This is a genomic window from Marinobacter subterrani (genome assembly GCF_001045555.1).
Classification (GTDB): Bacteria; Pseudomonadota; Gammaproteobacteria; order Pseudomonadales; family Oleiphilaceae; genus Marinobacter; species Marinobacter subterrani.
On sequence record NZ_LFBU01000002.1, the window covers coordinates 803008 to 828900 of the forward strand.

The 25893-nt window shown below is 57.3% G+C and carries 22 protein-coding genes and 1 riboswitch; of the genes, 14 read left to right on the forward strand and 8 right to left on the reverse strand.

Annotated features, from left to right (window positions below; all coding sequences use genetic code 11):
• The first annotated feature begins 9 nt into the window (after positions 1–9).
• Positions 10–933, forward strand: a complete 924-nt coding sequence (locus msub_RS19635; protein WP_048497788.1) for a branched-chain amino acid transaminase — start codon at positions 10–12, stop codon at positions 931–933.
• A gap of 55 nt (positions 934–988) precedes the next feature.
• Positions 989–1657 (forward strand): 3-deoxy-D-manno-octulosonic acid kinase, encoded by a 669-nt coding sequence (locus msub_RS19640; RefSeq protein WP_048497789.1) that lies wholly within the window; start codon positions 989–991, stop codon positions 1655–1657.
• On the opposite strand, the gene msub_RS19645 is transcribed toward msub_RS19640, so the two are convergent.
• Complete coding sequence (locus tag msub_RS19645; RefSeq protein WP_048497790.1) at positions 1658–2536, reverse strand: lysophospholipid acyltransferase family protein; 879 nt, start codon at positions 2534–2536, stop codon at positions 1658–1660.
• Between the two features lie 197 nt (positions 2537–2733).
• Between msub_RS19645 and msub_RS19650 the strand changes: the two genes are divergently transcribed.
• From msub_RS19650 to msub_RS19660, 3 genes are read left to right on the forward strand one after another with little or no spacing between them, the layout of a single operon-like run.
• A complete protein-coding gene (locus msub_RS19650) occupies positions 2734–3633 on the forward strand; it encodes a glycosyltransferase family A protein (protein WP_048497791.1) in 900 nt (299 codons plus the stop codon).
• Positions 3630–4601: a DUF6492 family protein gene (locus msub_RS19655; RefSeq protein WP_048497792.1), complete on the forward strand. Its 972-nt coding sequence runs from the start codon at positions 3630–3632 to the stop codon at positions 4599–4601. The genes msub_RS19650 and msub_RS19655 overlap by 4 nt, the downstream gene beginning before the upstream one ends.
• 33 nt (positions 4602–4634) lie before the next feature.
• A complete protein-coding gene (locus msub_RS19660) occupies positions 4635–5543 on the forward strand; it encodes a glycosyltransferase family 2 protein (RefSeq protein WP_048497793.1) in 909 nt (302 codons plus the stop codon).
• A gap of 63 nt (positions 5544–5606) precedes the next feature.
• Here the strand turns inward: msub_RS19660 and msub_RS19665 are convergent, their stop codons facing one another.
• Genes msub_RS19665 through msub_RS19680 form a run of 4 tightly spaced genes read right to left on the reverse strand, consistent with a single transcriptional unit; the run spans position 5607 to position 10715 of the window.
• The gene (locus msub_RS19665; RefSeq protein WP_048497794.1) at positions 5607–6518 is read right to left on the reverse strand and encodes a glycosyltransferase family A protein; all 912 of its coding nucleotides are present in this window, start codon (positions 6516–6518) and stop codon (positions 5607–5609) included.
• Positions 6515–7357: a glycosyltransferase family 2 protein gene (locus msub_RS19670; protein ID WP_048497795.1), complete on the reverse strand. Its 843-nt coding sequence runs from the start codon at positions 7355–7357 to the stop codon at positions 6515–6517. The genes msub_RS19665 and msub_RS19670 overlap by 4 nt, the downstream gene beginning before the upstream one ends.
• Positions 7358–7387: 30 nt before the next feature.
• Entirely contained in the window at positions 7388–9241 is a 1854-nt protein-coding gene (locus tag msub_RS19675) for a DUF3413 domain-containing protein (protein WP_048497796.1), read from the reverse strand.
• Positions 9242–9293: 52 nt separating this feature from the next.
• A complete protein-coding gene (locus tag msub_RS19680) occupies positions 9294–10715 on the reverse strand; it encodes a mannose-1-phosphate guanylyltransferase/mannose-6-phosphate isomerase (protein WP_048497797.1) in 1422 nt (473 codons plus the stop codon).
• Positions 10716–10822: 107 nt separating this feature from the next.
• On the opposite strand from msub_RS19680, the gene msub_RS19685 reads away from it, so the two are divergent.
• From msub_RS19685 to msub_RS19710, 6 genes are all read left to right on the forward strand, one after another.
• Positions 10823–11707 (forward strand): mitochondrial fission ELM1 family protein, encoded by an 885-nt coding sequence (locus msub_RS19685; protein ID WP_048497798.1) that lies wholly within the window; start codon positions 10823–10825, stop codon positions 11705–11707.
• A 47-nt stretch (positions 11708–11754) separates the two neighbouring features.
• Positions 11755–12855: a glycosyltransferase family 4 protein gene (locus tag msub_RS19690; RefSeq protein ID WP_048498043.1), complete on the forward strand. Its 1101-nt coding sequence runs from the start codon at positions 11755–11757 to the stop codon at positions 12853–12855.
• Complete coding sequence (locus msub_RS19695; protein ID WP_048497799.1) at positions 12852–13661, forward strand: polysaccharide deacetylase family protein; 810 nt, start codon at positions 12852–12854, stop codon at positions 13659–13661. The genes msub_RS19690 and msub_RS19695 overlap by 4 nt, the downstream gene beginning before the upstream one ends.
• A 3-nt stretch (positions 13662–13664) precedes the next feature.
• Positions 13665–14696 carry a glycosyltransferase gene (locus tag msub_RS19700; RefSeq protein ID WP_048497800.1) on the forward strand — a complete coding sequence of 344 codons (1032 nt, stop codon included), beginning with the start codon at positions 13665–13667 and terminating at the stop codon, positions 14694–14696.
• 1 nt (position 14697) lies between these two features.
• The gene (locus msub_RS19705; RefSeq protein WP_048497801.1) at positions 14698–15738 is read left to right on the forward strand and encodes an ELM1/GtrOC1 family putative glycosyltransferase; all 1041 of its coding nucleotides are present in this window, start codon (positions 14698–14700) and stop codon (positions 15736–15738) included.
• A 360-nt stretch (positions 15739–16098) separates the two neighbouring features.
• On the forward strand, positions 16099–17313 hold the full coding sequence (locus msub_RS19710) for an O-antigen ligase family protein (protein WP_156182840.1): 1215 nt from the start codon (positions 16099–16101) through the stop codon (positions 17311–17313).
• Between the two features lie 101 nt (positions 17314–17414).
• Here msub_RS19710 and msub_RS19715 read toward each other — a convergent pair whose 3' ends face one another.
• Positions 17415–18398 carry a glycosyltransferase family 2 protein gene (locus tag msub_RS19715; protein ID WP_048497803.1) on the reverse strand — a complete coding sequence of 328 codons (984 nt, stop codon included), beginning with the start codon at positions 18396–18398 and terminating at the stop codon, positions 17415–17417.
• A gap of 176 nt (positions 18399–18574) precedes the next feature.
• Here msub_RS19715 and msub_RS19720 point away from each other — a divergent pair, with 176 nt between their 5' ends.
• On the forward strand, positions 18575–19558 hold the full coding sequence (locus msub_RS19720; RefSeq protein ID WP_048497804.1) for a hypothetical protein: 984 nt from the start codon (positions 18575–18577) through the stop codon (positions 19556–19558).
• A 62-nt stretch (positions 19559–19620) separates the two neighbouring features.
• Here msub_RS19720 and lpxL read toward each other — a convergent pair whose 3' ends face one another.
• Positions 19621–20559, reverse strand: a complete 939-nt coding sequence (lpxL, locus tag msub_RS19725; RefSeq protein ID WP_082146594.1) for an LpxL/LpxP family Kdo(2)-lipid IV(A) lauroyl/palmitoleoyl acyltransferase — start codon at positions 20557–20559, stop codon at positions 19621–19623.
• 99 nt (positions 20560–20658) lie between these two features.
• On the opposite strand from lpxL, the gene waaA reads away from it, so the two are divergent.
• A complete protein-coding gene (gene waaA, locus msub_RS19730; RefSeq protein ID WP_048497805.1) occupies positions 20659–21912 on the forward strand; it encodes a lipid IV(A) 3-deoxy-D-manno-octulosonic acid transferase in 1254 nt (417 codons plus the stop codon).
• Positions 21913–21963: 51 nt separating this feature from the next.
• On the opposite strand, the gene msub_RS19735 is transcribed toward waaA, so the two are convergent.
• A complete protein-coding gene (locus msub_RS19735) occupies positions 21964–23322 on the reverse strand; it encodes a TolC family outer membrane protein (protein ID WP_048497806.1) in 1359 nt (452 codons plus the stop codon).
• A 180-nt stretch (positions 23323–23502) separates the two neighbouring features.
• Positions 23503–23623: riboswitch (TPP riboswitch) on the forward strand.
• An 89-nt stretch (positions 23624–23712) separates the two neighbouring features.
• Here msub_RS19735 and thiC point away from each other — a divergent pair.
• On the forward strand, positions 23713–25590 hold the full coding sequence (gene thiC / locus msub_RS19740; RefSeq protein ID WP_048497807.1) for a phosphomethylpyrimidine synthase ThiC: 1878 nt from the start codon (positions 23713–23715) through the stop codon (positions 25588–25590).
• The last annotated feature ends 303 nt before the right edge of the window (positions 25591–25893 follow it).

Genomic DNA, 25893 nt, shown 5'->3' on the forward strand with positions numbered 1-25893 from the left:
CAACGAAGAATGTCGATGGCTGATCGCGATGGCGTTATCTGGCTGGATGGTGAAATGGTTCCCTGGCGGGAAGCCAAGACCCACGTGCTGACTCACACCCTGCATTACGGCCTGGGCTGTTTTGAAGGTGTGCGGGCCTACAACACCTCGAATGGTCCGGCTATCTTCCGCCTGAAAGAGCACACCGATCGCCTGTTCCGTTCCGCCCACATCCTGAACATGAAAATGCCGTTCAGCAAGGACGAGCTGAACGAGGCCCAGCGTGCGGCGGTACGTGAAAACAATCTGGACGAAGCCTACCTCCGTCCGATGGCGTTTCTCGGTTCCGAGGGTATGGGCCTGCGTGCCGATAACCTCAAAGTGCACGTCATGGTTGCCGCCTGGAGTTGGCCGTCCTATATGTCGCCGGAAGCCAAGGAGATGGGGATCAAGGTGCGCACGTCTTCCTACACCCGTCACCATGTCAACATCACCATGTGTAAGGCCAAGGCCAACGGCAACTACATCAACTCGATGCTGGCGCTGAACGAAGCCATCTCCGGTGGTGCCGAGGAAGCCCTGCTGCTGGATAACGAGGGTTACGTGGCCGAAGGTTCGGGCGAGAACATCTTCATTGTTCGAGACGGCGTGCTGCATACCCCGGAGCTTACCTCCTGCCTGGAGGGAATCACCCGTGCCACGATCATGGACTTTGCCAAAGACCTTGGCCTGCAGGTAAAAGAGCGCCGCATCACCCGTGATGAAGTTTATGTCGCTGAAGAAGCCTTCTTCACCGGCACTGCCGCGGAAGTGCTCCCGATCCGTGAGCTGGATGGCCGAATCATTGGTGCCGGCAAGCGCGGCCCGGTAACGGAGAAGCTCCAGGCCATGTACTTCGATGCCGTGAAGGGTAAGCTGCCCGAGCACAGCAGCTGGCTGACGCCGGTCCGGTAAAACCCCCGTGGGGGATCGATACCGAAGGCAGGTCGGGGCCACAGGCGGTTATCTTGTGGCCCATTCGTTTCAGGAACGGTTCCGGGAGGCTTGGTTTGATCCCGGATTCTGGGGTCGCCTTGCCATACCGGTAGACAAAGGCGGGCGGGGTTCGACCTGGTTTGTCCGATCCGGCCCCGACGACCATCTGGTGCTCAGGCACTTCTGTCGGGGAGGTCTTCCCGGTCGCCTTGTTCGTCGTCGCTACGTCTTCGCCGGGACTGATTCAGTGAGATCCTTCGCTGAATTTCACCTTCTTGATGCACTCGGGCGTATGGGGCTTCCCGTTCCCGAGCCGGTCGCTGCCGGCTTCTGGCGCTACACTCCGTTGTTTTACCAGGCCTCGATCATTATCCGCAGAATTCCGGGCGCCAAACCTCTGGCTGAATTCGCCAGCGAAGCGAGTCTTGATGCCTGGCGGGCAGCGGGTGCCTGCGTCTGCCGTTTTCACAAGGCGGGCGTTTATCACGCTGACCTGAACCTGATGAATATTCTGGTGAGTGATCAGGTGTATCTGATTGACTTTGACCGCGGAAAAATAATGCCTGCGGGCAACAGCGGTGACTGGCAGGCAGCCAATATTCGCCGCCTTGAGCGTTCTTTGAACAAGTGCTTGGCCAATCTGGACGCCGGCCTCAGAGCAAGGCTTTGGGGGGCGTTCCTGGAGGGTTATCGGGCGCCCTGATCAGTAGACAGGGTTGTGGCCCGGCGCTGTTCTGCGGAAGCGCTTATACTCCCACTGATACTGTGCCGGAACCTCGACGATGCATTTCTCCACCGAGCGATTGAGGGCAGTGAGGGATTCGGTCATGTCCCGTGATTCCATGCCCGGCTCCACTTCTTTGATGACCATCTTGAAGCCCCGCCCATCGGGAAGTCGCTGTGCGTAGGTAATCAGTGGCTTGGCGCCGGTCTTCTGGATCAGTTTGGATGCCAGTGTCATGGTGACGGCGGGAATACCGAAAAAGGGCGCGAACTCGCCACTTTCCTGTCTTGGTGTCTGGTCCGGCAGAATGCCAACCACGCCACCTTCTTTGAGAATGCCGAACAGGCGCATGATGCCGCGACGGTCCGTCGCCACCAGCTCGGAGCCGCTGCGACTGCGGACCTTTTTCATGTAATCCTCAAAACCTGGCTGATTGGGCGGGCTGTAAAGCGCTGCCATTCTGTACCGGGAGGCAAAGAACAATCCGGAGAGTTCCCAGTTCCCAAGGTGGGGCGCCAGCAATAACAGGCCTCGCTTGCCCTCTTTATACTCTTCCAGCAGGTGTTCACCCTCTATTTCCCGAATCAGCCCGAGGCATCGTTCAATCGGCCATTCCCACATCAGCGGGATCTCGAGAGCTGTGGCGGCGGTCTCGCGGAGACTGTCGCGCCCGAAGCTTTCGATGTCTCTGTCATTCAGATCGGGGTAGCACGCCCTCAGATTTTTGCGGGTGGTTTCGACCGAGCGACCATCGAGCCGCCATGCGACGGAGCCCAAAAAGCGGCCCAGCCGTTGGGCATTTTTCAGGCTGAGAAGCGATAAGAGACGAAAAACCAGCTTTATGAGCTTACCGGTCACAATATTTTCCCGTCAGGAGTTTGCAGGGCGAAAAAAGTACCATTGTCGCCAGGGGGGCACAAGTTGCGCGGGCGTTGGTTAGGGTCGGCGCGACTGTTTTTGCTGCCTCTGCGTGATAGAATTCCGCAACTTTTGAGGGGGCGCGCTCGAACAGAAGGAAAGCGCGCGGCAATCCAGTGTGCATTGGGCAACGAGTTATGTGGGATCAGGTAACACTGGCGTTTTTCCGGTTTGCAGCAGGCGGCTGGATTCCCGCGCGCTGGTTCGAGCCCGGTCTGCCTGCTGAAACGGAGCGGGCTGCGCGAACCGGGCATCTGAAGCTGGAAGTTGTCAGCCACTGCTGGAACTACGGCCATTTCCTCGTTTATCAGCTCAGCTCCCTGGTTCTGTTTCCGCCCAAAAAGCTCGATGTCACCATGACGGTGTTCTACAGCCCTGAGGATGAAAAAACCTCGGAGCTTCTGGTCTGGTTTGGCCGACAGTCGGTGCCCGGCGTCACCTGGAACTGGCAACCGGTCCGAAAACAGGAACTGTTTCGCCGAGGCATCGGTCGAAATCGGGCTGCGTTGGCGACCAGGGCCGATTGGGTCTGGTTTACCGACTGTGACCTGATGTTCCGGGAGAATTGCCTCGATACGCTCGCAGAGGTTCTTCAGGGCCGTCGGGATGCACTGCTGTTTCCTGAAGAGGAACGAACCACTGATTTGCTGGCGGAGGATAATCCGATGCTTCGCGCCGGCGCCAGTGAGCCTCAGGTTCTGGACATCGACACCACGACTTTCACCACACGAAAGATTGCAAAGGCAACCGGTCCGCTGCAGATTGCTCACGGCGATGTGTGTCGCGCTGTGGGTTATTGCCGGAACATCGCGCTCTATCAGAAGCCTGTGGAGAGTTTTGCGAAGTGCCATGAAGATCGGGCTTTTCGCTGGTTATTGCGGAGCCAGGGCCAGCCCATTGAAGTGCCGGGCGTTTACCGCATACGCCACATCGCCAAGGGCCGATACACCGGCAGCGAAACCCGGAGCAAGTTCCGGACATGGTTGCGGGTCTGGCAGTCGCGGTGGCGGGATTGGCGGCAGGGTAGATCCTCATGAGTTCCGCGCCGCGTATCGCTTTCATTACGCCTACCTGGGCCGGCGACCTGGAGCACTTCCGGGTAATGCGGCGCTCTTTCGAGCAGTCACCGCTGGCCGGCTTTGATCACTATGTGGTTGTTCAGGACGAAGATCTCTCCCTGTTCGAGGCGTTTCGCAATCGCCCAGGCCTGAAGCTGCTTTCCACCCGGGATGTCTTGCCGGCAGAAGTTGAGTACCGGCGGGCAAGGGCACGAAAACTCTCGGAGCGTTTTGGCCGGGATTTCACCCGGATTTGCGGCAGCTTGAAGCGATTGTTTTCCTGGCCGTTGTGGCCCGCCTACACCGGTTGGCATACGCAGCAACTTTGCAAATTCAAACTCGCCAGTGAGCTGGATGCCGATACCGCAGTCATACTGGACTCAGATGTGGTTGTCACACCTGCTGCCGGCGCCGGGGATTTCCTGGGCGCTTCAGGTGTTGTGTGTTTCGCAACCTGGAGCCGTCGAGCCGATCTTGGGGGCAAGGTAAAAAACTGGGTGGTTGAATCCGAATGGCTGGCAGGCGCAAGCGAGCCTGCAGACCCCGTCAACGTGTATTTTGATACCCCCTTCGTGCTCGATCGGGAGCTCCTTGCCTCGGCTATGGCCGATCTTGGAAATAGGACTGGCAGAGACTGGTGGTCTGCTCTGCTGGAGCGTCCCCCTCGCAGGTGGTCCGAATTCGGTTTTTATAAAGCCTACCTGACGCACAGAGTTCCTGCGGCCGCTGTTGATTGGCGTGAGCCTCCGTTCTTTCGTTACGTCTACGACACCAGTAACCCCCAGCGTGTCATCGACACGGTGTGCGAAATGATGGAGGATCCCGCTGTTCACTATGTCACCATTCATTCTCAGGCGAGTGGCCGGGAAAACTGGGATCCGCAGGCTTATCTCAAGCCGCTCCTTTCATTGATCAATCGTGGTGACTTCCGAAACAGCTGCCGCTGACTTTACTGAAGACAATGGAGACAAGCTGTAGGCATGACGATCCTGACGGTCTGTATTTTCTCGTTCAATCGGGGCAGATACCTTCGCAACTGCGTGGAGTCAATTCGCACCTGTATCCCTGAGGCTGATATCGTCATCTTTGATGACAACAGCGACGATCCGGAGACCCTCGCCTATCTCGAAGAGGCCGCCGTCAGTTGCCGCATCGTGGAGCCCGGAGAAATCGGCACCATCAAACATGGCGGGCTCTACCACAACATGAATGCTGCGCTGGACCTGCTCAGGGATCGGTCATTACTGTGTTTTCTGCAGGACGACACGCAGCTGGTGCGTCCCGTTTCTTACTCTGAAATGAATGAGATGGACGAGCTGCTTGATCGAACTCCCGGGCCCGGATTTGTTCACCCATGTTTCATTCGGGGGATCGATCTCAGCAAGCGCCCGGTTACGACTCTGGCCGGGCCAGCCAGCGCATTTTTTTATCGCCAGGACACAGGGCAAAGCGCCGGTATTCACTATTCGGACCTGGTGGTCTTCAAGCCTGGCCGGCTAATTGCCGCTGGCTGGCGTTTTCATCAGTCCGAGCCGGCAAACGACCGGCAGGCAAAAGAACTGTTCGGAATGATGGCTTATATGTGGCTGCCGTTTGCTATGTGGTTGCCGGAGGTGCCCGCCTATCGGGGCAAGAAGAAAACACTTGGTTTGCGCCTGGCAGAAAAGAAGAAGCAGGTAGGCTTTTACCCATTCAGACTTCTTTCGGATGACGAGGTTGAGCGGACCAGGGAGCAGGAGCCTCCCCGATTACCAGTTGCCGAGGATTTTCTTGAATGCACTTCCGGCTCGCCCCCAAAGCCGTGGACTTACAACCCGCTAACAGGGCTAAGGTTGCTGAAACATCTGAACAACCTCGAGGTCGCTTTTCGGCGATGGTTCAAGCTTTGACTGGCTCGATCAGGATGCCCGGGTTGTCTTCGGCGAAAGTGTCTGGAAAATGTTTCTTGCCGTTCAGCTTTTTCGAGTCAGTTTTTTTAAAAAATCTTCAAGCTTCGCCAGCTTTCGTAAGAGCCGGTAACGTCGGAGAGGGTCGTATATCCAGGGCGATTTCAGGCCTCCAACGGCGATGCGGAGGTAGTCTTCGGCAATGGGAACCTGTTGTGTCGGGCGTGTTCGTAGGGCTTTTACGCTCTGCTCACCCATGATTCGAAATGGGTAGAATCCGGCCTGGTTGACGATTTCGGCCAATCTGAAAGTAAAACTTTTTTTCTTGTTGCGATAAGCCGGCGGGTTTGGCAACCACATGGCAAAGGGCGCATACATATAGCCCATTTCGAGGAAGTTCTCTTTCGCCTGTTGTTCGTTCTCAAATTCGCCGGGGACAAATCTCCAGTTCACGGCCTTGAGGCGATCGCTCCGGGTCACAGAAATGTCGGAGTAGTAGACCCCCGCTACCTGTTTGCGGCTCCGGTGTTCACAGACATAAACCCCCCGGTCTTCGTAATAAACAAAGCGATCCAGAGTTCGCTGCCGGGTAATCCGCTTCTGGAAAACCGGGGCGAGAAAGCCGCCACTCGGGAACTTTTCGAAGTAACCCTCCATGAACTGGAGGTCCTGCTCATCAATTTGTCGCACCAACTGGGTATCGTCCTGCAGAAAGCAGATCAGGCAGTCGTCCTCGACTGATTCAATGGCTCTCTGCATGTTGGTGTAGAGTGCGCCGTGCTGGTCGCCGGAGGCCTTGTCATCGCGCCTTCGGACCTCGTGCCGGGTCTCAATGTCCCGGAGTATTTGCTGGGTTTCCGGGTCATTGCTGGCATCGTCGTAGACAATAACCTGGTGATCGGGGGCACAGGTTTCGATGGATTCAATGCAGTTTTTCAGGTGGGGGCCACGGTTGTAGGAAAACACGAAGAAAATCAATTGGGGGCTCCTGTGGCCTGGTGCTGAAGGTGCTGCTCGATGCCATGCTCTGTGCGGATGATACGTTCCCTGTCGATTTTTATGCGATGCTGCTTGTTGGCGGCGACGATGCCGGGATCGACATACCCCCGGGCGTGGTCCAGGTGAATCACGATGGCATTATACCGAACGTGTTTCGGTTTGATGCCCAGGTTGACAAGCCGCACACCAAACTCCCGATCCTCGCCCCCGTAGGCCATGGTTTCATCAAAGCCGTTGACCGCCAGAACGTCTTTTTTCCATGCGGACCCGTTGGAGCCCTTGAACCGACAGCGTGTCGGGGTCAGCGTATTGAACAATCGGGCCTGCCAGTGGCTGGCCGTGAGCTTGCTGTTCTTGTAGCTGGATTTCAGGCCATGGGTTTTCAGCCAGGACAGCTCAAAACAGCGGCCGGAGATAATGTCGTCCCGGGTTATGGCCTGGCTGATCTCCATCGGGAGCTTATGGTACCCGCCGGAAAGGTAACGCCCTGGTTCGGCTTCGGAGGCATGCACCTCCAGAAAGTCACGTCTTGGTATGCAGTCGCCATCGGTAAAAACCAGATAGTCCGACTCGGATTCCAGAACGCCCATATTGAGAACGCGGCATTTCCGGAAGCCGTCGTCTTCCTGCCATACATGCTTGATGGGCAGGCCGGTTGCCTGGCGCATGCGATCGATACATTGCCGTGTTTCGTTGGTCGATCCGTCATCGGCAATGATCAGCTCGAAAGCCCTGTGGGTCTGCATGCTGTAGCCCCAGAGTACTTTTTCCAGCCACTCCGGTGAGTTGTAGGTACTGATGATGACGGAAAGCTTCATAATTTCAGGCCTGGGCGAGTCTGGCTCCAATTATTGATAAAACCGGGACAGCTCCTCAAGTACTTGCAGGGTTACCGAGGGTTTGAGCTGGTAGTCTTTCACGGCTTCCAACTGCCGGTTTACCACGTCGACATTGCCGGATGCATGGGTGACGACTTTCAGATCCCTGGTCAGCAATGCATAGTCCATATAGCTGTGTGCGATGCTCCATTCCCTTTCCCGGGGCGTGAAAAGGCCGTTGCCGGTTGCGTAGGTCGCGGCTGGCGTCTGGCTGCAGCCAAGTGCCCCTTTCATCAGCGTGGGTGCAATGTCGAAGTTTTCGGTCCGGTAATCTATCCGTTGGGCCTTCTTGCCAGGCCAATGCACCACCATGGGGACGCGCAACTGATACTGGCCGAAGTTACTTCCATGGCCCCAGTAATTCATGCCGTATTCGTTGAATTCCTGGCCGTGGTCGCCGGTAATCAGAACAATTGTGCTGTCGAGCAGATGCCGGCTCCGGAGATCATCCAGAACCCGCCCAACCTGATTGTCCACGTAGTGCAATGTGGATTTGTAGTTGTTCTTGATCAGTTCCGGATTGAAGTCCTGGTCCAGTTCCAGCTTGTTGACAGTCTCCCAGTAGGGCTGGAATTTCACGGGGTAGTCGTCCGGCACCATGTGATTGTGGGGCGTATCGTAGAACAGGAAGCCGAAAAACGGCTGCTCGGGATTGAGCCCGGACCTGGTGAACGCCAGCCAGTCATCGGTAATGCGGACGTCGCGATCCCAGGAATGCTGGCCCGGCGTTTCCAGTCGCAGGTCCGGAATCGAGGAAAACACATTCTGGTCAAAGGCCGGGCTCACCAGCGTCGCTGAGCCGAGTATCTCGGTCTGGTAGCCCAGCTCCTGCATCCGGCTGATCGTAACCGGTGGCTTCTTGGCGGCGGTGAAGGCGTCCCAGTAGCTGGCGGGCAATGAGTAGAACAGGGTAAAGATTCCGGGCTTGGTGGCGTTGCCGTTGCTGTAGTGTTTCTCGAAAATCAGATTGCTTTGGGCAAATTCGTAGATGTTGGGCATCCAGCGTGGGTCAAGCATGTCCCAGCGGGCGCCTTCGACCACGATCATCAATACGCTCAGTTTACGGGCCGGATCTTTGCACTGTAACGGCCGGGTAGGGTAGTTCAGTTGCCCCCCGTGGTTAACATTGCCAAGGGCCTGCGCGGCCTGATTGTCCCGGACTTTCTGTGGGTCTACCAATCCGTGCTCGTTCATGAACCGCTTGGCGGTAGCGGCGTAGTAGAGCGGTACGTGACGGGTGATGCCGGTGATGCGGCTGTCGTAATTGGCTTCCGCCCAGGCATGCCAGCCGTGGGCGCCAAGCTGCAGGGCGAACATGAGGGTGAACGCGGCGCCAAGCCAGCGGGCCCTCGGACGTTTGCGCCAGAGAGCGATCGCGATAACGGCCTCGGTTACCAGGATGCCGATAAAAATGCCGATGGCCGACGCCCAGAGTTGCCAGGAGAAGGAAAAGATCTCGGTTCCACCCCCGAGGGCCAGCTCCAGTACGAAAGCGGAAAGGTGAAAGCGGTAAAGGGAATACGCCACCGCGTCTGTTGCAAGCACGGCAATGCCAATGCCGGCATACAGCACGGACAGCACCGACAGCACCCGGCGGGCCGGTAGCAGCATGGCAATCATTACCAAAGGCAGCCCGGCCAGCCAGGCCAGCAGCGCGAATTGTCCGGGAAGGAGTATGCTGACGTAAGTGGCGGTCTCGCTATCGGGAATGTTCATCCACGGCAAATAGCGAAGCCCGACCAGCAGGGCGAAGAGCCCGTTCACAAAGATAAACCAGGAAGCCCAGGCAGTCCGTTGCCCGGGCGTGTTGTTACTGCACTTCATATTGTGAGTTTCCGATACCAAAGCTGAGGAAAGGTGCGTCTGACGGTCGGGATCAGGTTCTGCCGTATATATCCTTGAAGCGAACGATGTCGTCTTCACCCAGATAAGAACCTGACTGCACCTCGATCAGCTCCAGATCAATGACGCCGGGATTCTCCAGGGAGTGAATCTGGCCAATCGGAATGTAGGTGGACTGGTTTTCGGTAACCAGATAGGTCTTTTCGCCGTTGGTCACTTTTGCTGTCCCACTCACCACGATCCAGTGCTCAGCCCGGTGGTGGTGCATCTGCACTGACAGCTTGGCACCGGGTTTGACGGTAATTCGCTTTACCTGGTACCGGTTGCCGTTGTCGATGGAATCGTAGACGCCCCAGGGCCGGTAGACTTCCCGGTGATTCATGTGTTCGTGCCGGCCGTCACCCTTGATGCGTTCAACCACTTTTTTGACGTCCTGGACTCTGTCCTTGTGGGCGACCAGCAGGGCATCCTTGGTCTCGATAATCACCAGATCCTTTACCCCGACGGTCGCCACCAGGCGGCTGTCCGCCCGGACCAGTGTACTTGCGGTTTCGTGGGCCATCACATCGCCCGCGAAGCTGTTGCCGCTCGGGTCCTTTTCAGAGACGTCCCAGAGAGCCGACCAGGAGCCGATGTCACTCCATCCGGCATCAAGGGATACCACCGCTGCACTGTCGGTTTTTTCCATGACGGCGTAGTCGATGGAGTCTTCCGGGCATTCGGCAAAAATGCTTTCGTTCACCCGGGTGAAGTGTAGGTCTTCGCTGGCTTCCTCAAGCGCGGCCTGGCAGATAGCGAGGATGTCTGGCCGGTGCTTTTCCAGCTCCGCAAGATAGCGGCGGGCACCGAACAGGAACATGCCACTGTTCCAGAGGAAGTCGCCCGAGGCGAGGTATTTTTCTGCGGTTTCAAGATCCGGTTTTTCAACAAACCGGCTCACGACGAAGCTGTCCCCGGCCAGTTGTTTGCCGCGCTGGATGTAGCCATAACCGGTCTCGGCGTGCCCGGGCACGATACCGAAAGTGACCAGCTTGCCCTCCCGGGCCAGCGGCACGGCGCTGGCAATTCCCTGCTGGAACGCAGCGACATTCTTGATCAGGTGGTCCGCCGCCAGCACCAGCATCAGCGGGTCTTCGGCACTGTCATCGGCGGCCCGTGCCAATTGCAGGGCGGCCAGCGCGATGGCCGGTGCGGTGTTGCGGCCGCAGGGCTCAAGAATGATGCGAGCGTCGTTATACCCGGACTGGCGCATCTGCTCGGCAGCCAGAAACCGGTGCTCCTCGTTACAGATGAGCAGTGGATCCGTCGCGTCGATGCCTTCCAGCCGGGCAACTGTCAACTGCAGCATGGACAGGCGATCATCCGTCAGCTTCAGGAACTGCTTGGGGTTCAGTTGCCTGGAAAGGGGCCAGAGGCGAGAGCCGGTGCCGCCGGCCATAATAACGGGATGGATCATGTTCTGCTCCGCATTCTAGATTATTTGTGGCTGGGTGGATGTTACCATAACGGTTTTTTATGCCGGCACATTAATAACAGGCGCGGCTAGGGAAGGGGAGCGACGTTTTGGTACAGGTACTGGTCGTCAGTGATGGCAAGGCCGGCCACAGGAATCAGTCTCTGGGGCTGGCGGAAGCTCTGGTCCGCTTGCGCCCAGGCCTGTCCATCGAGCAGGTTGCCCCCATGTCGCGCTTGCAGGCGTTGTTCGCCCTGATTTCCGGCCGGTGTGCCCTGGCGAAGGGTAAACCTGCTCTGGTTATTGGCGCAGGGCACGGAACCCACCTCACGTTGCTGGCCCTGAAGCGGTGTTGGCGCGTGCCGGTTATCGTGCTGATGAAGCCCAGCCTGCCTTTGGCGCTGTTTGATCTGTGCCTGATTCCGGAGCACGATCGGCCGCCGGATCGTGGTAATGTCATCGCCACAAAAGGTGCGTTGAATCGTGTCGGGAATGCCGCCAAGGTGGCGGGCTCGGGCATGATTCTGGTCGGGGGACCCTCGAAAAGTAATGGCTGGGACGAAGAGCACCTGCTCGGGCAGATCCGGGCACTGATTGAGCGTAGTCCATGTTCCTGGGTTCTGACGACATCGCGGCGCACTCCGGCCTCTACGCAGGAGAAACTGCAGTCCATGGACGGTGTCGAGGTCTACCCTGCCGGGCAGACCGCACCGGGTTGGCTGCCGGAAAAACTGGCCACGGCAGAGCAATGCTGGGTGACCGAAGACAGTGTCTCCATGATCTACGAAGCGCTGAGCGCGGGCTGTGCCGTGGGCGTCTTCGGAGTGCCGTGGAAGCGCGAGGGGCGACTGTTGCTGGGTGTAAACAGGCTGAAAGAGCAGGGCTTGCTGACAGCGTTTGAACAATGGTCCGGCAACTCGCTGCCGGCGCCGAAACAGGCATTTAACGAAGCCGGGCGATGCGCGGGCAAGGTCATTGCAAGAGGGTGGTTGTAAGTGTGCCAGCGGTTTGAGCGGCGGTGTAACCGGGAAAGCAGATGGTTATGAAAATTGTTCAGGTACTGCCAGCGCTGGAAGGCGGCGGCGTTGAGAAAGGTACCCTGGAAATCGCCAGGGGGCTGGTGGAAAGTGGCCATGAGTCAGTCGTGATCTCGGCCGGAGGCGGAATGACTGAGCAACTGGAGGCTGAAGGCAGTCGCCACGTTGCCTGGGATCTTGGTAAAAAATCCCCGTTCACCTTTCGCCACGTGAGGGCTCTTCGGCGCTGGCTGCGGCAGGAAAAGCCGGACATTCTGCATTTGCGCTCGCGCATGCCTGCCTGGGTATGCTGGTTCGCCTGGAAGGGGCTGCCTGAAAACCAGCGCCCGCACCTGGTGACCACGGTACACGGGCTTTATTCCGTCAGCGGATACAGCGCCATCATGTGTCGTGGCGAACGCGTTATCGCAGTATCCAATACTGTCCGTGACTATATCCGCACAAACTATCCGCAGACCAACATGGAAAACGTCCGGCTTGTCTACCGTGGTATCGCCCCGGACGAGTTTCCAGACGGTTACCGCCCTTCGCACGACTGGCTGAACCAGTGGTATCAACAGTACCCCCAGTTGAAGGATAAGAAGGTTCTGACTCTGCCAGGGCGTCTGACCCGGCTAAAAGGCCACCATGATTTTATTGATCTGATCAAGCGGTTGCGGGATTCTGGCCAGCCGGTGCATGGCCTGATCGTGGGCGGTGAGGACCCCAAGCGCCAGGCCTATGCCCGGGAAATACGGGCGCGGATCGCCGACGAGGGGCTGGAGGACTGCCTTCTGCTGACCGGCGCACGACGGGACATTCGCGACGTATTTGCGGTTTCTGATCTGGTGCTTTCGCTGTCAACCAAGCCGGAGTCCTTTGGCCGGACGGTGGTTGAAGCGCTAAGTATGGGAGTGCCGGTGATCGGCTATGATCATGGCGGTGTCGGCGAGGTGCTCGGCCATCTCTATCCGCAAGGGCGGGTGCCTCTGGCCGATGCTGATGCCTTGTATCGGGCGGTAAACGAGAGCTTGACCACCGCTCAGCCGCCACTGCGAAATGACCGTTTCCTGCTGAGTGAAATGGTGCGGCAGACTCTGGCCTGCTACCGGGAGCTGGTTCAATGATCTGGGGTGCTGTTTTTCTGGGGTTGGTGATGCTGGTGCTTTTCAGTAAACGTTATGGCTGGTGGCGCCCCGCAGTGGGGCTGAATCACCCTCGGATTCTGATGTATCACATGGTTAGCGAGCATCGGCCCGGTGCGAAGTTCAATAAACTGCGGGTGAAGCCGGAAGCCTTTGAATGGCAGATACGCTGGCTCAGGGACAATGGCTGGCACTTTGCGCTGATGTCCGAGCTGGCGGCGCCGGATCAGCTGCCGCCAAAGACCGTGTTTCTGACCTTCGACGACGGCTTTGAAGATAATTACCGCCTGGCCCACCCGGTGTTGCAGAAATACGGTGCCAAAGCCACATTGTACCTGGTGGTTGACCGCTTTGACCGTGACTGGTCAACCGCCAAAAAAGCGCATCACAACACCGGTGAGCTGATGCGGGAACCCAAGCTGACCGACGGACAGTTAAGCACAATGCTGGGCAGCGGCTGCTGGGAGCTGGGCGGCCACACGTTGACCCATGCCAACCTGGCTCGTCTGGATGAGGAACAGAAACTGGCCGAAATCCGAGGTTGCCGGGAGCAACTGGGATCGTGTTTTGGTGTCGATGTCTCCAGTTTTGCCTATCCGTTCGGTATCTATGACCAGACCGATGTTGCGCTGGCCGAAAAGGCCGGCTTCACCAGTGCGGTGACCACAGTGGAAGGCATCGACATGAACCTTCAGGCACGGCGTTTTGAGCTGAGCCGGGTCAAGGTTTCCGGCAAGGACAACCGGCTGGCATTCCGCCTGCGGATGCGAACGGGCAGGAGAGGGTAAACCATGAAGGTCTGCCAGATAATGGCCGGGGATGAAGAGGGCGGCCTGGAAAATCACTTTGTTGAACTGTGTAATGGTCTGGCGGACCGGATTGATGAGGTGGTGGTCATTGCCCATGAGAAGTATGGTGATCGTTTCCGTCCGGAAGTACGGTTTCTGCCTCTGGACCTGAGCGGGAGCCGGCGTAATCCGTGGCTGCTGTTTTGCCTGGCCCGGCTGATCCGTCAGGAAGCGCCGGACATCGTCCACGCTCAGGCCAACAAGGCGGTCGACATGCTGGCCCGAATACACGCCTTCGTCCCCGGTTATCGGATTGGAACCCTGCATGGGCGCAAGAAGAATCTGGGGATGTTTGCCAGGATGCAAACAGTGGTCGGGGTCAGCCGTGGCGTGGTTGAAGGGCTCAAGCATCCGGATGTCCGGGTGGTGTATAACGGAATAAGACCCTACACGGGCAGCCAGTATGACCGCCCCGAACTGGCCCGATTGCTGGGGCTTGATCCGGGGCTGGGCATAACACTGGCAGTGGGCCGGCTGGCACCGGTCAAGGCATTTGATAACCTGATCAATGCCTGGTGCGAATCTTTCGGACAACTTCTGATTGTTGGCGATGGACCTGAACGTTCAGCCCTTGAGGTCCTTATCAAATCCCGGGGGTTGGGCAAACGGGTTGTGTTGGCGGGTTTTCGCGATGATGTGCGGGCGTTGATGTCAGCGGCAGACCTCCTGGTTTTCTCATCGCACCGGGAAGGCTTCAGTTATGTGCTGGTCGAGGCACTTCTGGCAGGCCTGCCGGTGTTATCAACGGCTGTGCCGGGTGCCATAGAGGTGTTGCCCGAGGATTATCTGGTGCCGGTCAATGATGTGCCGGCTCTGCACCGGGCATTGCAGCGAGTGCTGGAAGCGCCTGAGGTAGCACGGAGAGACCAGAGCGCGCTGTTTGAATGGGCCAGGCAGGCACTGACGATTGATCGGATGCTGGCGGATACGGTGGAAATCTACAGCAGTGTCATCCGGAACCGGGAAGGCTGCTGATATGGAAGCGCTGCAAGCACTCAATATTCTGATCCTTTCCGACGGTTTGCCGGGCCACGTTAATCAGTCGCGGGGGCTGGTCAGCTGGCTGTCTCAGCGATACAGGTGCACGGTCTCCGAGCTTGATGTGTCCCTCCGATTGAAGCCGGTTGCCCGCCTTCTGCTGCCCCGCCTGTTGCAAGGGCGGCGGCTTGGTAGTGCACTCGCACCCCTGTTCTATAGTGGCTATTCTCCGCTGCCCCGGAAGCCGGATTTGCTGATTTCTGCTGGCGGTAACACGTCCTTCCTGAACGTCGCGCTGGCCCGGCGGTGGCAAATCCCGAATGTTTTCCTGGGATCCAAGCGCCGGTTCCGTTCCGACGATTTCGCAGCCCATCTGACACTGGAGCCCACCGGCGAACCCCACAATATAGTTATGACAATTGCGCCCACGCTTATCGACCCGCAACAGTTGCAGAAAAAAGGCAATGAGCTGAGAGAGTTGCTCGGACTGCCGGCTGCTGAAAAACTCAATATGCTGGCGGTCGGTGGTGATGGTGCGGGCTACCACTATGACAGCCAGTCGGTGCAGCAACTGGTGCAGTTGGTGATCCGTGAGCATGATCGTACCGGCAGGCGCTGGTTGTTGACCACCTCTCGCCGGACCGGTACGGCGTTTGAGCAGCAATTGAAACAGTCACTCCCCCCCGACCTGTTGGCTGACAGTGTCTGGTGGTCCGACGCTCCACGCAAGGTCATGGCGGCCTTCATGGGCGCAGCAGATGAGCTGTTTATTACCGCCGACAGTATGTCGATGATTGCCGAGGCGATTGCCAGTGCCAGGCCAACTGTGATTCTGCAGCCCGAGCGGGCGCGGCCGGAGGTGCGTTACCAGGAGGCGCTGCAACGCTATGAGCGCGCTGGTCTGTGCCGGCTGGCGACGCTCGGGCAGCCGCTGAGCCCGGCAGTTGCCAGTTCCGGGGCGGTGATGCGCGCACGGGAAACTTTGCTTGATAAGCTTATCGCGCAGCTTGATTGGGTAAACTCGGAACGTAAGGGCTAACCGGGTGCTGCAGGCCTGTCGGTTAACGTGTGGGACTCACGGCAAGGCCGTGTGCTATCATACCGCGCTTTTTTCATGATGCATCCTGCCGTTGGATGGGGCCTTTGCCAGCACAGGATTAACGATTTGAGGCAGAAATATCGCAACCTTCCAGGAAGTAACTCGTGCTCAGCATTCGGATTGCCCAAAGCATTTATTGCGCAGAGAAATCCGCAAGGGCGCTGATCAGTATCGTCCGATGTGTTGTAGTTTTGAGGCCATGCTCGGTTCCGAAGTCAAAAGCAAAACCCGCAGCGCCAGATATAGCAAGGCGCCGCGGGTTTATTTATCAAATTTTATGTCTATAGTTCATTGACTACCATGGAAAAATTATCAGCCCGCTTTCGTGATGTTGGCTTTGATTGGCTAATTCTATTGTTGGCCGCACTATCGTTCCTCACCTTATATTTGCCTGGCTCTTTGAGCAGTGGGTCCGCGATTCTGGCGATTATTCTTATCTCCTGTACTGAACCCAGGTTCATTCAGCGGTTCTTTATTCAGTATAGAGGTCCAATAATTTTAGTTTTTCTAATATTGGCCATGGCTATATCTTTTTCGTCGCTGCCATTTAAAACCTCAAAAGCCATTTATGATTTCTTAAGAGCTTTTTTGCTGCTTCTGATTTTTTCTTACTTGGGTGCAAAACTCCAGTCAGGAATAATTCTGCGCGGTATCAGTTTTCTTGCGTGTCTCTTTTTAATTGTATTCTTCATGAATATGTTTCTGGAAGCCGAGCCTTCGCAGTCCATTATGAGTTCTGCCAATTGGGCTCAAATTTTGAGGACATCCTACAGTAGAAATATTATTGCAACGCAGATATGCCTTGCATTAATACCTATCGTTTGTGTCTTACTGGACCGGGAAGTAGTTTTATCAAAGCTGGAGCAATCGCTTTACAGTTTATGTGTTGCTGCGTCGGGCTTCGCTATACTTCTATCCCTTTCCAGGGGCACGCTGTTAGCTGCTGGAGTCACAGTATTGGTGGCAGGGTTCGTGTTTCATCAAAGAAAAGCGATACTTTGTATTTTTTCCGCTGTACTGATTCTTTTTTTTGCCGCACTTTTGCTCCCTGCGCAAACGTTAGCCCACAACTTGGTTTCTGGATTATATCGCGGCGGTGATCTATTGACTGCTCGAACTGAGATCTATTCAGCCACTTTTGATTTTATTTTGAAAGCTCCTTGGTTCGGTTATGGCCCTGGGACTTTTAAGCACCTTGGGGTGGTAGGGGCTTATACACACCCACACTCCATGTATCTTGAATTGCTTTTCTCTTTTGGCGTCATAGGAAGCTCGGGGCTGATAGCAGGGTTTCTCTGGCTTTCACGAAGATCAGCAAAAATATCAGATAAAGATGGACCGCTGTTTAAGTTCTCTTTAATTCTGTTTGTTTTTTTTATGACAAGAGGGATATTTGATATCCATTTGTTTGTCTACGACACTTGGGCAGTGCTGTTTATAGTGCTCGGCGGGGTGTGCTGTGGGCCCTCTGTTAAAAAGGTTGGCATCTCGTCAAATGTCATGCGTACGGAATGAGTTGGGGAAGAAGTGATGGGTGCGGCCCCCGGAGCAGGTTGAGTGCACGGCGACGGGGGGGGGGCGATTGCCGAGAGGTTAATCCCGGCTTTGAGAGCGTATTAGATGATACTTGACCATAAAAATTTCAGTCTTGCCAGAAAACACCGCGCTATTGCTTTGCTGAGCGGGCGATAGCTGGCCGCTTTCCTGTAATAACCAGCGGCCCACTTATAGTGTTTGGTCTTTTCCAGGTGACGCCCTGCCCGATACCAGGCTTTCCAGAGCGCCCAGTCCACGCCCTGATGATATTTGTCGTTTGGCTGCACCAGATGACCAATGCCCTGGTCAAGAAGTCTTGCGTAGGCCAGTCGGGAGTTCTGGTGCGGTCGATCAGACAGTTGTTTGGCGCCGATGTGCTGCTCTCCTGAATCGCGCACAAAGTTTCGGTAGGTAACCGGGTACCCGGAGACACGACACCAGGGCCCCATGGCAGAGACGAGCACAAAAAGCAGCTTGTCTTCTGCATACTTCAGGTGTTCGTTGAAGCCACCCGCGGCTAACAGGATATCCCGGCGAATCATGGTTGCCTGGGTGAGAGGGCCGATAAACCGGAAGGCTTCCGGGCCGACAATCTTGCCAGAGGTCAGCTCCGGCGAAAATACATAGGGACGACTCGATAACAGTGAGCCATCAACGGAGTAGAACTTCTCCTCAAGCTCATTGCTGGCGGCAACAGCGCCCGGTTGTTCCTGAATGGCGCCAACAAGTCTGAATAAGTGTTCCGGATGCCACAGATCGTCGGAATCCAGAAGCGCAATCCAGTTGCACCCATCTGCTTCCTGAATGCCGCGATTCCTTGCGGCGCCCGGGCCGGAATTCGGCTGATAGATATATTGAAAATCAAACCCGGGGGCACGGCATTGCGCCCATTCCTGAACAGCTTGCTGTGTCTCGTCCACAGAACCGTCATCAATCACGATCACCCTGTCTGGCAGCAACCTTTGACTGGCTACGGATTCAAGGGCATCCAGTATGAGGTGCTTGCGGTTATAACTGGGTATCACGACCGCAATTCCGTCTACGGCTGCACTTGTTTTCAGCAAACTTACTTCTCCTGTCGTGTTAATCAGGGTACAACTTGGGGCCTGGCACCACAGTCAGGTAATTAAGGGGAGCGTAGACGACCGTGAAACCATCTTTCGGCATTCTGAGACGCTATCCCCGCCCTCGTCGCGCCAATTCTAAACAGAGTCCGCTGTCCAGGAAATTGATCTTTTAAATGAATCTATTTATCGCCAGTTCGCCACTACAACTGTTCAACTGTGTTGAGGCCCGGAATCGTTTTCACCAAAATGAAGATAACCACTTGCTGTTCATCTTCAAAAAAGCGATTGATCTTGAACAGGCTCAGCCTCTACTCGATGAGAACTGGGCATCCAAGGCATTTTTCAAGTGGACAGCCTGCTCACGCCTGCTTTATGGGTTCACTTTGCAGCCTTACTTGCGGCGTTTTAAAGCGACGAAAAACCTCTACCTCGGGTATCCATATAATATTCGCGCCCATTTTGCGAACACCCTGGATGCTCGAGTCTGGATAGTAGACGATGGAAATTATTCAGTCTGGCTGGTGGGGCAGCTCGATAAACATGAGGGGGATATCTGGCGCCATCCCTCGGTCGGCGACCGGCTTCTTCGGCGGCAGGTTAGTACAGACTATCTTCACCACGCCGGATTCTTCACGACTTACCCATTGACGGATAGCGCAGAACGCGAGGTTATTTTCAACGATTTCCGGGGCGTAAGGGCCGAGTTTAAGGGATTGTCCCAGACCGAGGACGTGATTTTTATAGGTAGTCCGGTTATCGGTACTGTTGTCCGCACAGAATCCCAGTTTCGAGTGCTAATGGCGCAGGTATCGGCTTATTTTAACAATCGGAAGATTCGGTATGTGGCGCATCGCTATGAAGATCTTGACCGGTTGCGCGACATGCTCGAAGGCCTTCCGTTTGAGGTGGTTCGTTTTTCAACCCTGATCGAGTTGCAGTTTCTCCTGGATGGTCGCAAGCCCCGTGCCGTGGCTTCGGTGATGTCTTCGGCTCTGGTTAACCTTGGGTTGATCTACGATATTCCCATGACAGCCTTCCGGGTGCCGAAAAGCTGGATTCCGGAGCCACGGAAGGACGCCGTCTGTATGGTATACGAGCAGTTGGCCAAGGATGGCGTGTCCATGGTGCCTGTAACGGGCCCGGATCTTGAAGAGTGATCGGAGGGCTCCGGATAACCCGACTGATACCGCCAACTGGACAACTAGGCTGACAGAGGGGGCTAATACAACCCCGGATCATTGATGTCCGGCCGCGTCTTGAACCGCCGATGCATCCAGAGATACTGATCGGGCGCCTTGCGGATTTCCTGTTCGATAACCGCATTGACGCGGGTCGCATCTTTCAGATCGTCCCCGCTGGGGAAGTTTTCGAGCGGCGGGTGAAAATAAATATCGTAGCCCGGCCTCACTTCCCGGCGAAAATGGCTGAAGGGGATCACCTTGCAGCCGCTGCGCTCGGCTATTCTCGAGGTTGCGGTGATGGTGCCGGCAGGAATGCCGAAGAAGGGGGCGAAAACAATATCTTTGCGCCCGTAGTCCTGGTCGGTGGCGTACCACACGGCGCGGTTGTTCTTCAGGCTGCGGAGCAGGCCACGAAGATCCCGGGCGCCGAGTACGGTGCCGTAGCGCCGGCTACGGGCGCGGGTCATGACCGCGTTCATCAGCGGGTTGTTGTGATCCCGCTGCATTACATCGGCGTTGATGTATTCGGTAACCAGGCTCCCGCCCAGGTCCAGGGTGCTGTAATGGCCGCCCAGCAACAACACCCCGTGGCCGGTCTCCAACGCTTTCTCGAAATGTTCCAGGCCATGAACGCGGGTAATGCCGGTCAGCCTGGCCGGGTTTCGGAACCAGGCAATGCCCAGTTCCAGCAGGCCGATACCGTTGGCAATGAAGGCCTTGCGCACCAGTGCCGCCTGTTGCGCTTCGGTCAGATCCGGAAAACACAACCGGATATTTACTTCGGTAATGTGCCGGCGACTCCTGGCCACCCTCCAGGCCAGCAGGCCAACCAGCTTGCCGAGCCACCACTGCAGCCGGACTGGCAGTTGGGCCACCAGCCACATCAGGGAGATACCGAGCCAGGTTGGCCACCAGCGGGGGTGACGGTAGGCGGAATAAGCCGTGTTGCGCGGCTGTTTGGGGTACTTCTTCTTCAAAACGGGTAACCTTGCCTCGACAATGAGTAGGGCCGGGGCGGTATGCGGCCCCTTGACGATTTTTGCGCTATGATAACGCACTTTTGCCGGGAGTCCTGCGTGTTTCAGTTTCTCTATTCCCAGCTAATCCGTCTGATTCTGCCGTTCCTCCTGCTGCGGCTCTGTTGGCAAGGCAGGAAGGCGCCGGCCCTGCGACGCAACCTTGGCCATCGCATCGGCCTGGTTCCCAGAATTCCCGGAGCGGTGGTCTGGGTCCATGCGGTTTCTGTGGGCGAAACCATCGCTGCAGCTCCCATGGTACGGCGCCTGCTGGCGCAGGACCCGGATATCACCATTCTGATGACCGCCATGACCGACACCGGCCTGGCCCAGGCGCGCAGGATGTTCGGCAACCGGGTACGTTATGCCTACGCCCCCTATGACACGCCCGGCTCCATACGCCGGTTTCTCAATCGGGCCCGGCCGCGGATTCTGGTCATCATGGAAACCGAGATCTGGCCGAACATGATTCGCCAGAGCCGGGCCCGGGATGTTCCGGTTTTCCTGATCAATGCCCGGTTGTCCGAGCGATCCGCTCGTGGCTACCACCGTATCCGCAGCCTGGTGGCTCCCATCATGCAAAGCATCAGCTGGGTCGCGGCCCAGGCCGAGAAGGATGCCGAGCGGTTCCGGCGAATAGGTGTCGCACCGTCCAAAGTTGAGGTAACCGGCAGCGTCAAGTTCGATGTCGATATACCGGAGGGTGTCCGGGCGGTTTCCGTTGCCCTGAGGCAGACGTTCGCTGGTCGGCCTGTCTGGATTGCCGGCAGTACCCACAGCGGTGAGGACAGGCAAATCCTGGCCGCACATCGGGCGGTGCTGGCGAATCACCCAAACGCTCTGCTGATCCTGGTTCCTCGGCACCCGGAACGGTTCGAGGCGGTGGCTGACCAAACGCTCCGGGAGGGGTTCACGTTGGCTCTCCGGTCACGGCGGCAGGATCCCGCCAGTGCGCAGGTCTATCTCGGAGACACCATGGGCGAGTTGATGATGCTCTACGGTGCCAGTGATCTGGCGTTTGTCGGTGGTTCGCTGGTCGAACGTGGAGGGCATAACCCGTTGGAGCCCGCTGGCTGGGGCATACCGGTTTTTTCCGGGCCCCACATTTTCAATTTCGAGACCATCTACCAGTCGCTGCTGGACGAACACGGCGTCAAACTGGTCGCCGATGCGGGCGAACTGGCCTCACACGTGTCATCACTGTTCGTTGATGATCAAGAGCGGGAGGCCATTGGTCGCAGGGCTCTGGCTGTGGTTAACAAAAACAGGGGAGCCCTCGACAAGGTCGTCAAGGGTATCATCGAGCGGGTTTGAGTCTCGAGGTTGCAGTGGAGAGGCGGGTGAGCAGGATCACCCGCCTGGTGATCACTGCGCCGGGTTAGCCAATGTTTCTTCCTCGTTCGCCAGCGCCTCGATGCCCGGGGCCGCCTCGCTCAACCATTTGTTCAGTTCGAGCAAATCCTGCGGGCTCAGGGTGCCCGCCGCCTGCTTCAATTGAAGTGAGTTGATCACGTAGTCATAGCGTGCGTTGGCGTAGTCTCTGAGTGCCACGTAATAAGCTCGCTCGGCATCCAGTACCTCAACAATATTCCGTGTTCCCACCTGATAACCCGCACGGGTTGCATCCAGGGCGCTGCGCCTGGAAATAATGGTCTGGGCCAGGGCAGAGGCGGTTTCAATGTTGTTGTTCACGGTCAGGAACAGGCTGCGGGTATTGACCCGGACATCCCGGCGAACGGTTTTGAGCTGCTGCTCGGTGACCGTCACCAGGGAGCGCTGCCGGCGCACCGACGCCTGGGTACCACCACCGGAGTAGAGCGGCACATTCAGTTCCAGGCCAATGACCCCCTGAGTGCCGTCGAACTGATTGGGAGAGCCGCCTTCGATCGCTGTGTCGCCGTAGGAGGCCGTCAGGTTCAGCGTCGGGTAATGGCCGGCCTTCGCCACCTTCAGATTGGCTTCGCTGGCATTCAGCTCATAAATCGCGGACTGGATGGACCAGTTCTGCGCCAGGGCCGTGGCCTCCCAGGCTGACGGGTTCATGGGCTCGGGCCGGTCGAGCGGGAAGCTCCGGCGCAGGTTCTCAATGTCTTCGGGATATTCGCCGGTCAGCCGTGCCAGCTGCTCCCTGGCAATATTGAGCTGGTTTTCAGCGGCAATCCGCTGGCTCTTGGCGTCGTCGTAACTTGCACGGGCCTCGTAAACTTCGGTAATCGCGATGAGACCGACATCGAAACGCTCCTGGGCCTGCTCGTATTGACGCTGGATGGCTGCCTCGGTGGCGAGGGCCGTGGTGACGGTGTCCCGGGCACGAAGCACGTTGAAGTAGGCGGTTGCGACGTCCAGAATCAATTGCTGCTGCGCCAGGTTGTACTGTGCCCGGGCCGACTCGGTCTGGAACTGACTGGCATCGTAGCGGAACCAGGCATCGGCCTGGAACAGCGGCTGGCTGAGCTGTACGCCGTAGCTGGTGGATTTGTACGAGTTGTTCTGGGTTTCGCCGTCAAGATCGGTGTGATTGGCTTCGCCAAAGGCGCCGATCTGGGGCAGCAGGGCACTCTGGCTGACATCACTGGCCGCCCGCTGGGCTTCAAAGCTTGCCTGGGCGGCGGCAATACCTGAATCGTAGGAAAGCGCTTTCTCATAGGTATCGATCAGATCCATGGAAAGGGCGGGCTGGGCTGCCATGAGGCCAATCAGTCCGGAAAGCAGTCGTTTCTTCATTGTTTCTCCTGAATACATTTACACGTCACGCCCGTTCAGGGGCACTTGCATGGCGGCCGGGCACGCTGGGCGCCTCTGTTCACCTTCGCTGACGGTTCTGGTTGGCCATTATGGACAATAATTGCCCGCACCTCTACACTTGCAAACGGCACTCATTTCGAGTGCCATGCTTTACAGATTCGCGTCTTGACGGGGTGCTGGTCTGCCTTTGATGAAAACGGGCAGCCGGCTGAGATTGCATCGCAGAACCCGCGACCTGATCCGGATAATACCGGCGTAGGGATTTAAGACCACTGTGCTGAATGGCCAATATTCTCCCGAAGGGGAATCCGCGCCGCAGGCTCCGTCATACGCGACCCGAAAACCCATGACCTGTTCCGGGAGCGAATGATGACAACCATACCTGATTACCTCAGCGATTCCGCCAAGGTGGATTCCGCCGCCATCAAGCCTTTACCAAGCTCGCGCAAGATCTACGTAAAGGGTAGCCGACCCGATCTGCGGGTGCCTATGCGGGAAATTACCGTGCAGGACACGCCAACCGGCATGGGCGGCGAAAAGAACCCGCCGGTCGTAGTGTATGACACCTCTGGCCCCTATACGGATCCGGACGCGACGATCGATCTCCGCAAAGGCCTCAAACCCGTGCGGGCGGCCTGGATTGCCGAGCGTGGCGATGTGGAGCAGTTACCTGGCTATTCGTCCGAGTTCACCCGCCGGCGCATGAAGGATCCCCAGCTCGACCCGCTCCGGTTCATGGATGAGCGCAAGCCGCTTCGGGCCAGACCGGGCTGTAATGTCTCCCAGATGCACTATGCCCGCCAGGGCATCGTCACCCCGGAGATGGAGTACATCGCTATCCGGGAAAACCTGAAGCTGCAGGAAGCACGGGAGCAGGGGCTATTGAGAGACCAGCACCCCGGCCAGTCCTTCGGCGCCAGCCTGCCGGCTGAAATCACCCCGGAATTTGTTCGCGACGAGGTCGCCCGTGGGCGTGCCATAATCCCGGCGAACATCAACCACCCGGAAATCGAGCCAATGATCATCGGCCGCAACTTCCTGGTGAAGATCAACGGCAATATTGGCAACTCCGCGGTCAGCTCCTCCATCGAGGAAGAAGTTGAAAAGCTGACCTGGGGCATTCGCTGGGGCGCCGACACCATCATGGACCTGTCCACCGGCAAGAACATCCACGAAACCCGGGAATGGATCATCCGCAATTCCCCGGTCCCCATCGGCACCGTGCCTATTTATCAAGCGCTGGAAAAGGTTGGCGGCGTGGCCGAGGATCTGACCTGGGAAATCTTCCGGGACACCCTGATCGAGCAGGCCGAGCAAGGCGTGGACTACTTCACCATCCATGCCGGCGTTCGCCTGCACCATGTGCCGATGACTGCAAAACGCACCACGGGTATCGTTTCCCGGGGCGGATCGATCATGGCCAAGTGGTGTCTGGCTCACCACAAGGAAAGTTTCCTGTACGAGCACTTCGAAGACATCTGCGAGATCATGAAAGCTTACGATGTCTCCTTCAGCCTCGGTGATGGCCTGCGCCCCGGCTCCATTGCCGACGCCAACGACGCGGCGCAGTTCGGCGAACTGGAAACCCTGGGTGAGCTCACCAAAATCGCCTGGAAGCATGATGTGCAGTGCATGATCGAGGGCCCCGGCCACGTACCCATGCAGTTGATCAAGGAGAATATGGACAAGCAGCTGGAATGCTGCGACGAAGCTCCGTTCTACACCCTCGGGCCGCTGATCACCGACATCGCCCCGGGCTACGACCACATCACCTCCGGCATCGGAGCAGCGATGATCGGCTGGTATGGCTGCGCCATGCTCTGTTATGTCACACCCAAGGAACACCTGGGCCTGCCCAACAAGGACGACGTGAAAACCGGCATCATCACCTACAAGATCGCCGCGCATGCTGCCGATCTCGCAAAGGGGCATCCGGGCGCCCAGATCCGCGATAACGCGCTCTCCAAGGCCCGCTTCGAGTTCCGCTGGGAAGACCAGTTCAACCTCGGTCTGGACCCGGACACGGCCCGCGCCTACCACGACGAAACCCTGCCCAAGGAATCCGCCAAGGTGGCCCACTTCTGCTCCATGTGCGGCCCGAAGTTCTGTTCCATGCAGATTTCCCAGGAGGTTCGGGATTATGCGAAAGAGCATGGTCTTGATGAGGTATCCGCGGTGGATGCCGGCATGCAGGAGAAATCGCGGGAGTTCGTGGAGTCTGGGAGTAAGCTCTATGACAAGGTTTGATAGCTAGGTTTTCGTCCCTCAGGACTGCAATTGTGGAGTTGGAGCGCGGTGGGTGGCCCTGTTCAGGACACGCTCCTTGCGGCCCATCCCTGGGGCGCTTGGGCTCCGCCATCCCTGGCTCCGCACAGTCCTGAACAGGGCCACCCACCGAGCTCTGTCTGAACAACGGGAATTCTCAGTAATTAGTGTGCAGTTATTGCGAAATTAGCGGCTCTCTGGCTTTGGATGGAAGGTCTTTTCAAGCGAATTGCACATTGTTCGATCGGCAGAGTCGGGGTGGGCTTTCCAAAACTGTGCGGAGCC

Bases quoted from the DNA above. Each gene is read 5' to 3' on its own strand.
- msub_RS19635 (WP_048497788.1), top strand. From the start codon at position 10: ATGTCGATGGCTGATCGCGATGGCGTTATCTGGCTGGATGGTGAAATG.
- msub_RS19650 (WP_048497791.1), top strand. From the start codon at position 2,734: ATGTGGGATCAGGTAACACTGGCGTTTTTCCGGTTTGCAGCAGGCGGC.
- msub_RS19655 (WP_048497792.1), top strand. From the start codon at position 3,630: ATGAGTTCCGCGCCGCGTATCGCTTTCATTACGCCTACCTGGGCCGGC.
- msub_RS19660 (WP_048497793.1), top strand. From the start codon at position 4,635: ATGACGATCCTGACGGTCTGTATTTTCTCGTTCAATCGGGGCAGATAC.
- msub_RS19670 (WP_048497795.1), bottom strand. From the start codon at position 7,357: ATGAAGCTTTCCGTCATCATCAGTACCTACAACTCACCGGAGTGGCTG.
- msub_RS19675 (WP_048497796.1), bottom strand. From the start codon at position 9,241: ATGAAGTGCAGTAACAACACGCCCGGGCAACGGACTGCCTGGGCTTCC.
- msub_RS19680 (WP_048497797.1), bottom strand. From the start codon at position 10,715: ATGATCCATCCCGTTATTATGGCCGGCGGCACCGGCTCTCGCCTCTGG.
- msub_RS19690 (WP_048498043.1), top strand. From the start codon at position 11,755: ATGAAAATTGTTCAGGTACTGCCAGCGCTGGAAGGCGGCGGCGTTGAG.
- msub_RS19695 (WP_048497799.1), top strand. From the start codon at position 12,852: ATGATCTGGGGTGCTGTTTTTCTGGGGTTGGTGATGCTGGTGCTTTTC.
- msub_RS19700 (WP_048497800.1), top strand. From the start codon at position 13,665: ATGAAGGTCTGCCAGATAATGGCCGGGGATGAAGAGGGCGGCCTGGAA.
- msub_RS19705 (WP_048497801.1), top strand. From the start codon at position 14,698: ATGGAAGCGCTGCAAGCACTCAATATTCTGATCCTTTCCGACGGTTTG.
- msub_RS19710 (WP_156182840.1), top strand. From the start codon at position 16,099: ATGGAAAAATTATCAGCCCGCTTTCGTGATGTTGGCTTTGATTGGCTA.
- msub_RS19720 (WP_048497804.1), top strand. From the start codon at position 18,575: ATGAATCTATTTATCGCCAGTTCGCCACTACAACTGTTCAACTGTGTT.
- msub_RS19735 (WP_048497806.1), bottom strand. From the start codon at position 23,322: ATGAAGAAACGACTGCTTTCCGGACTGATTGGCCTCATGGCAGCCCAG.
- thiC (WP_048497807.1), top strand. From the start codon at position 23,713: ATGACAACCATACCTGATTACCTCAGCGATTCCGCCAAGGTGGATTCC.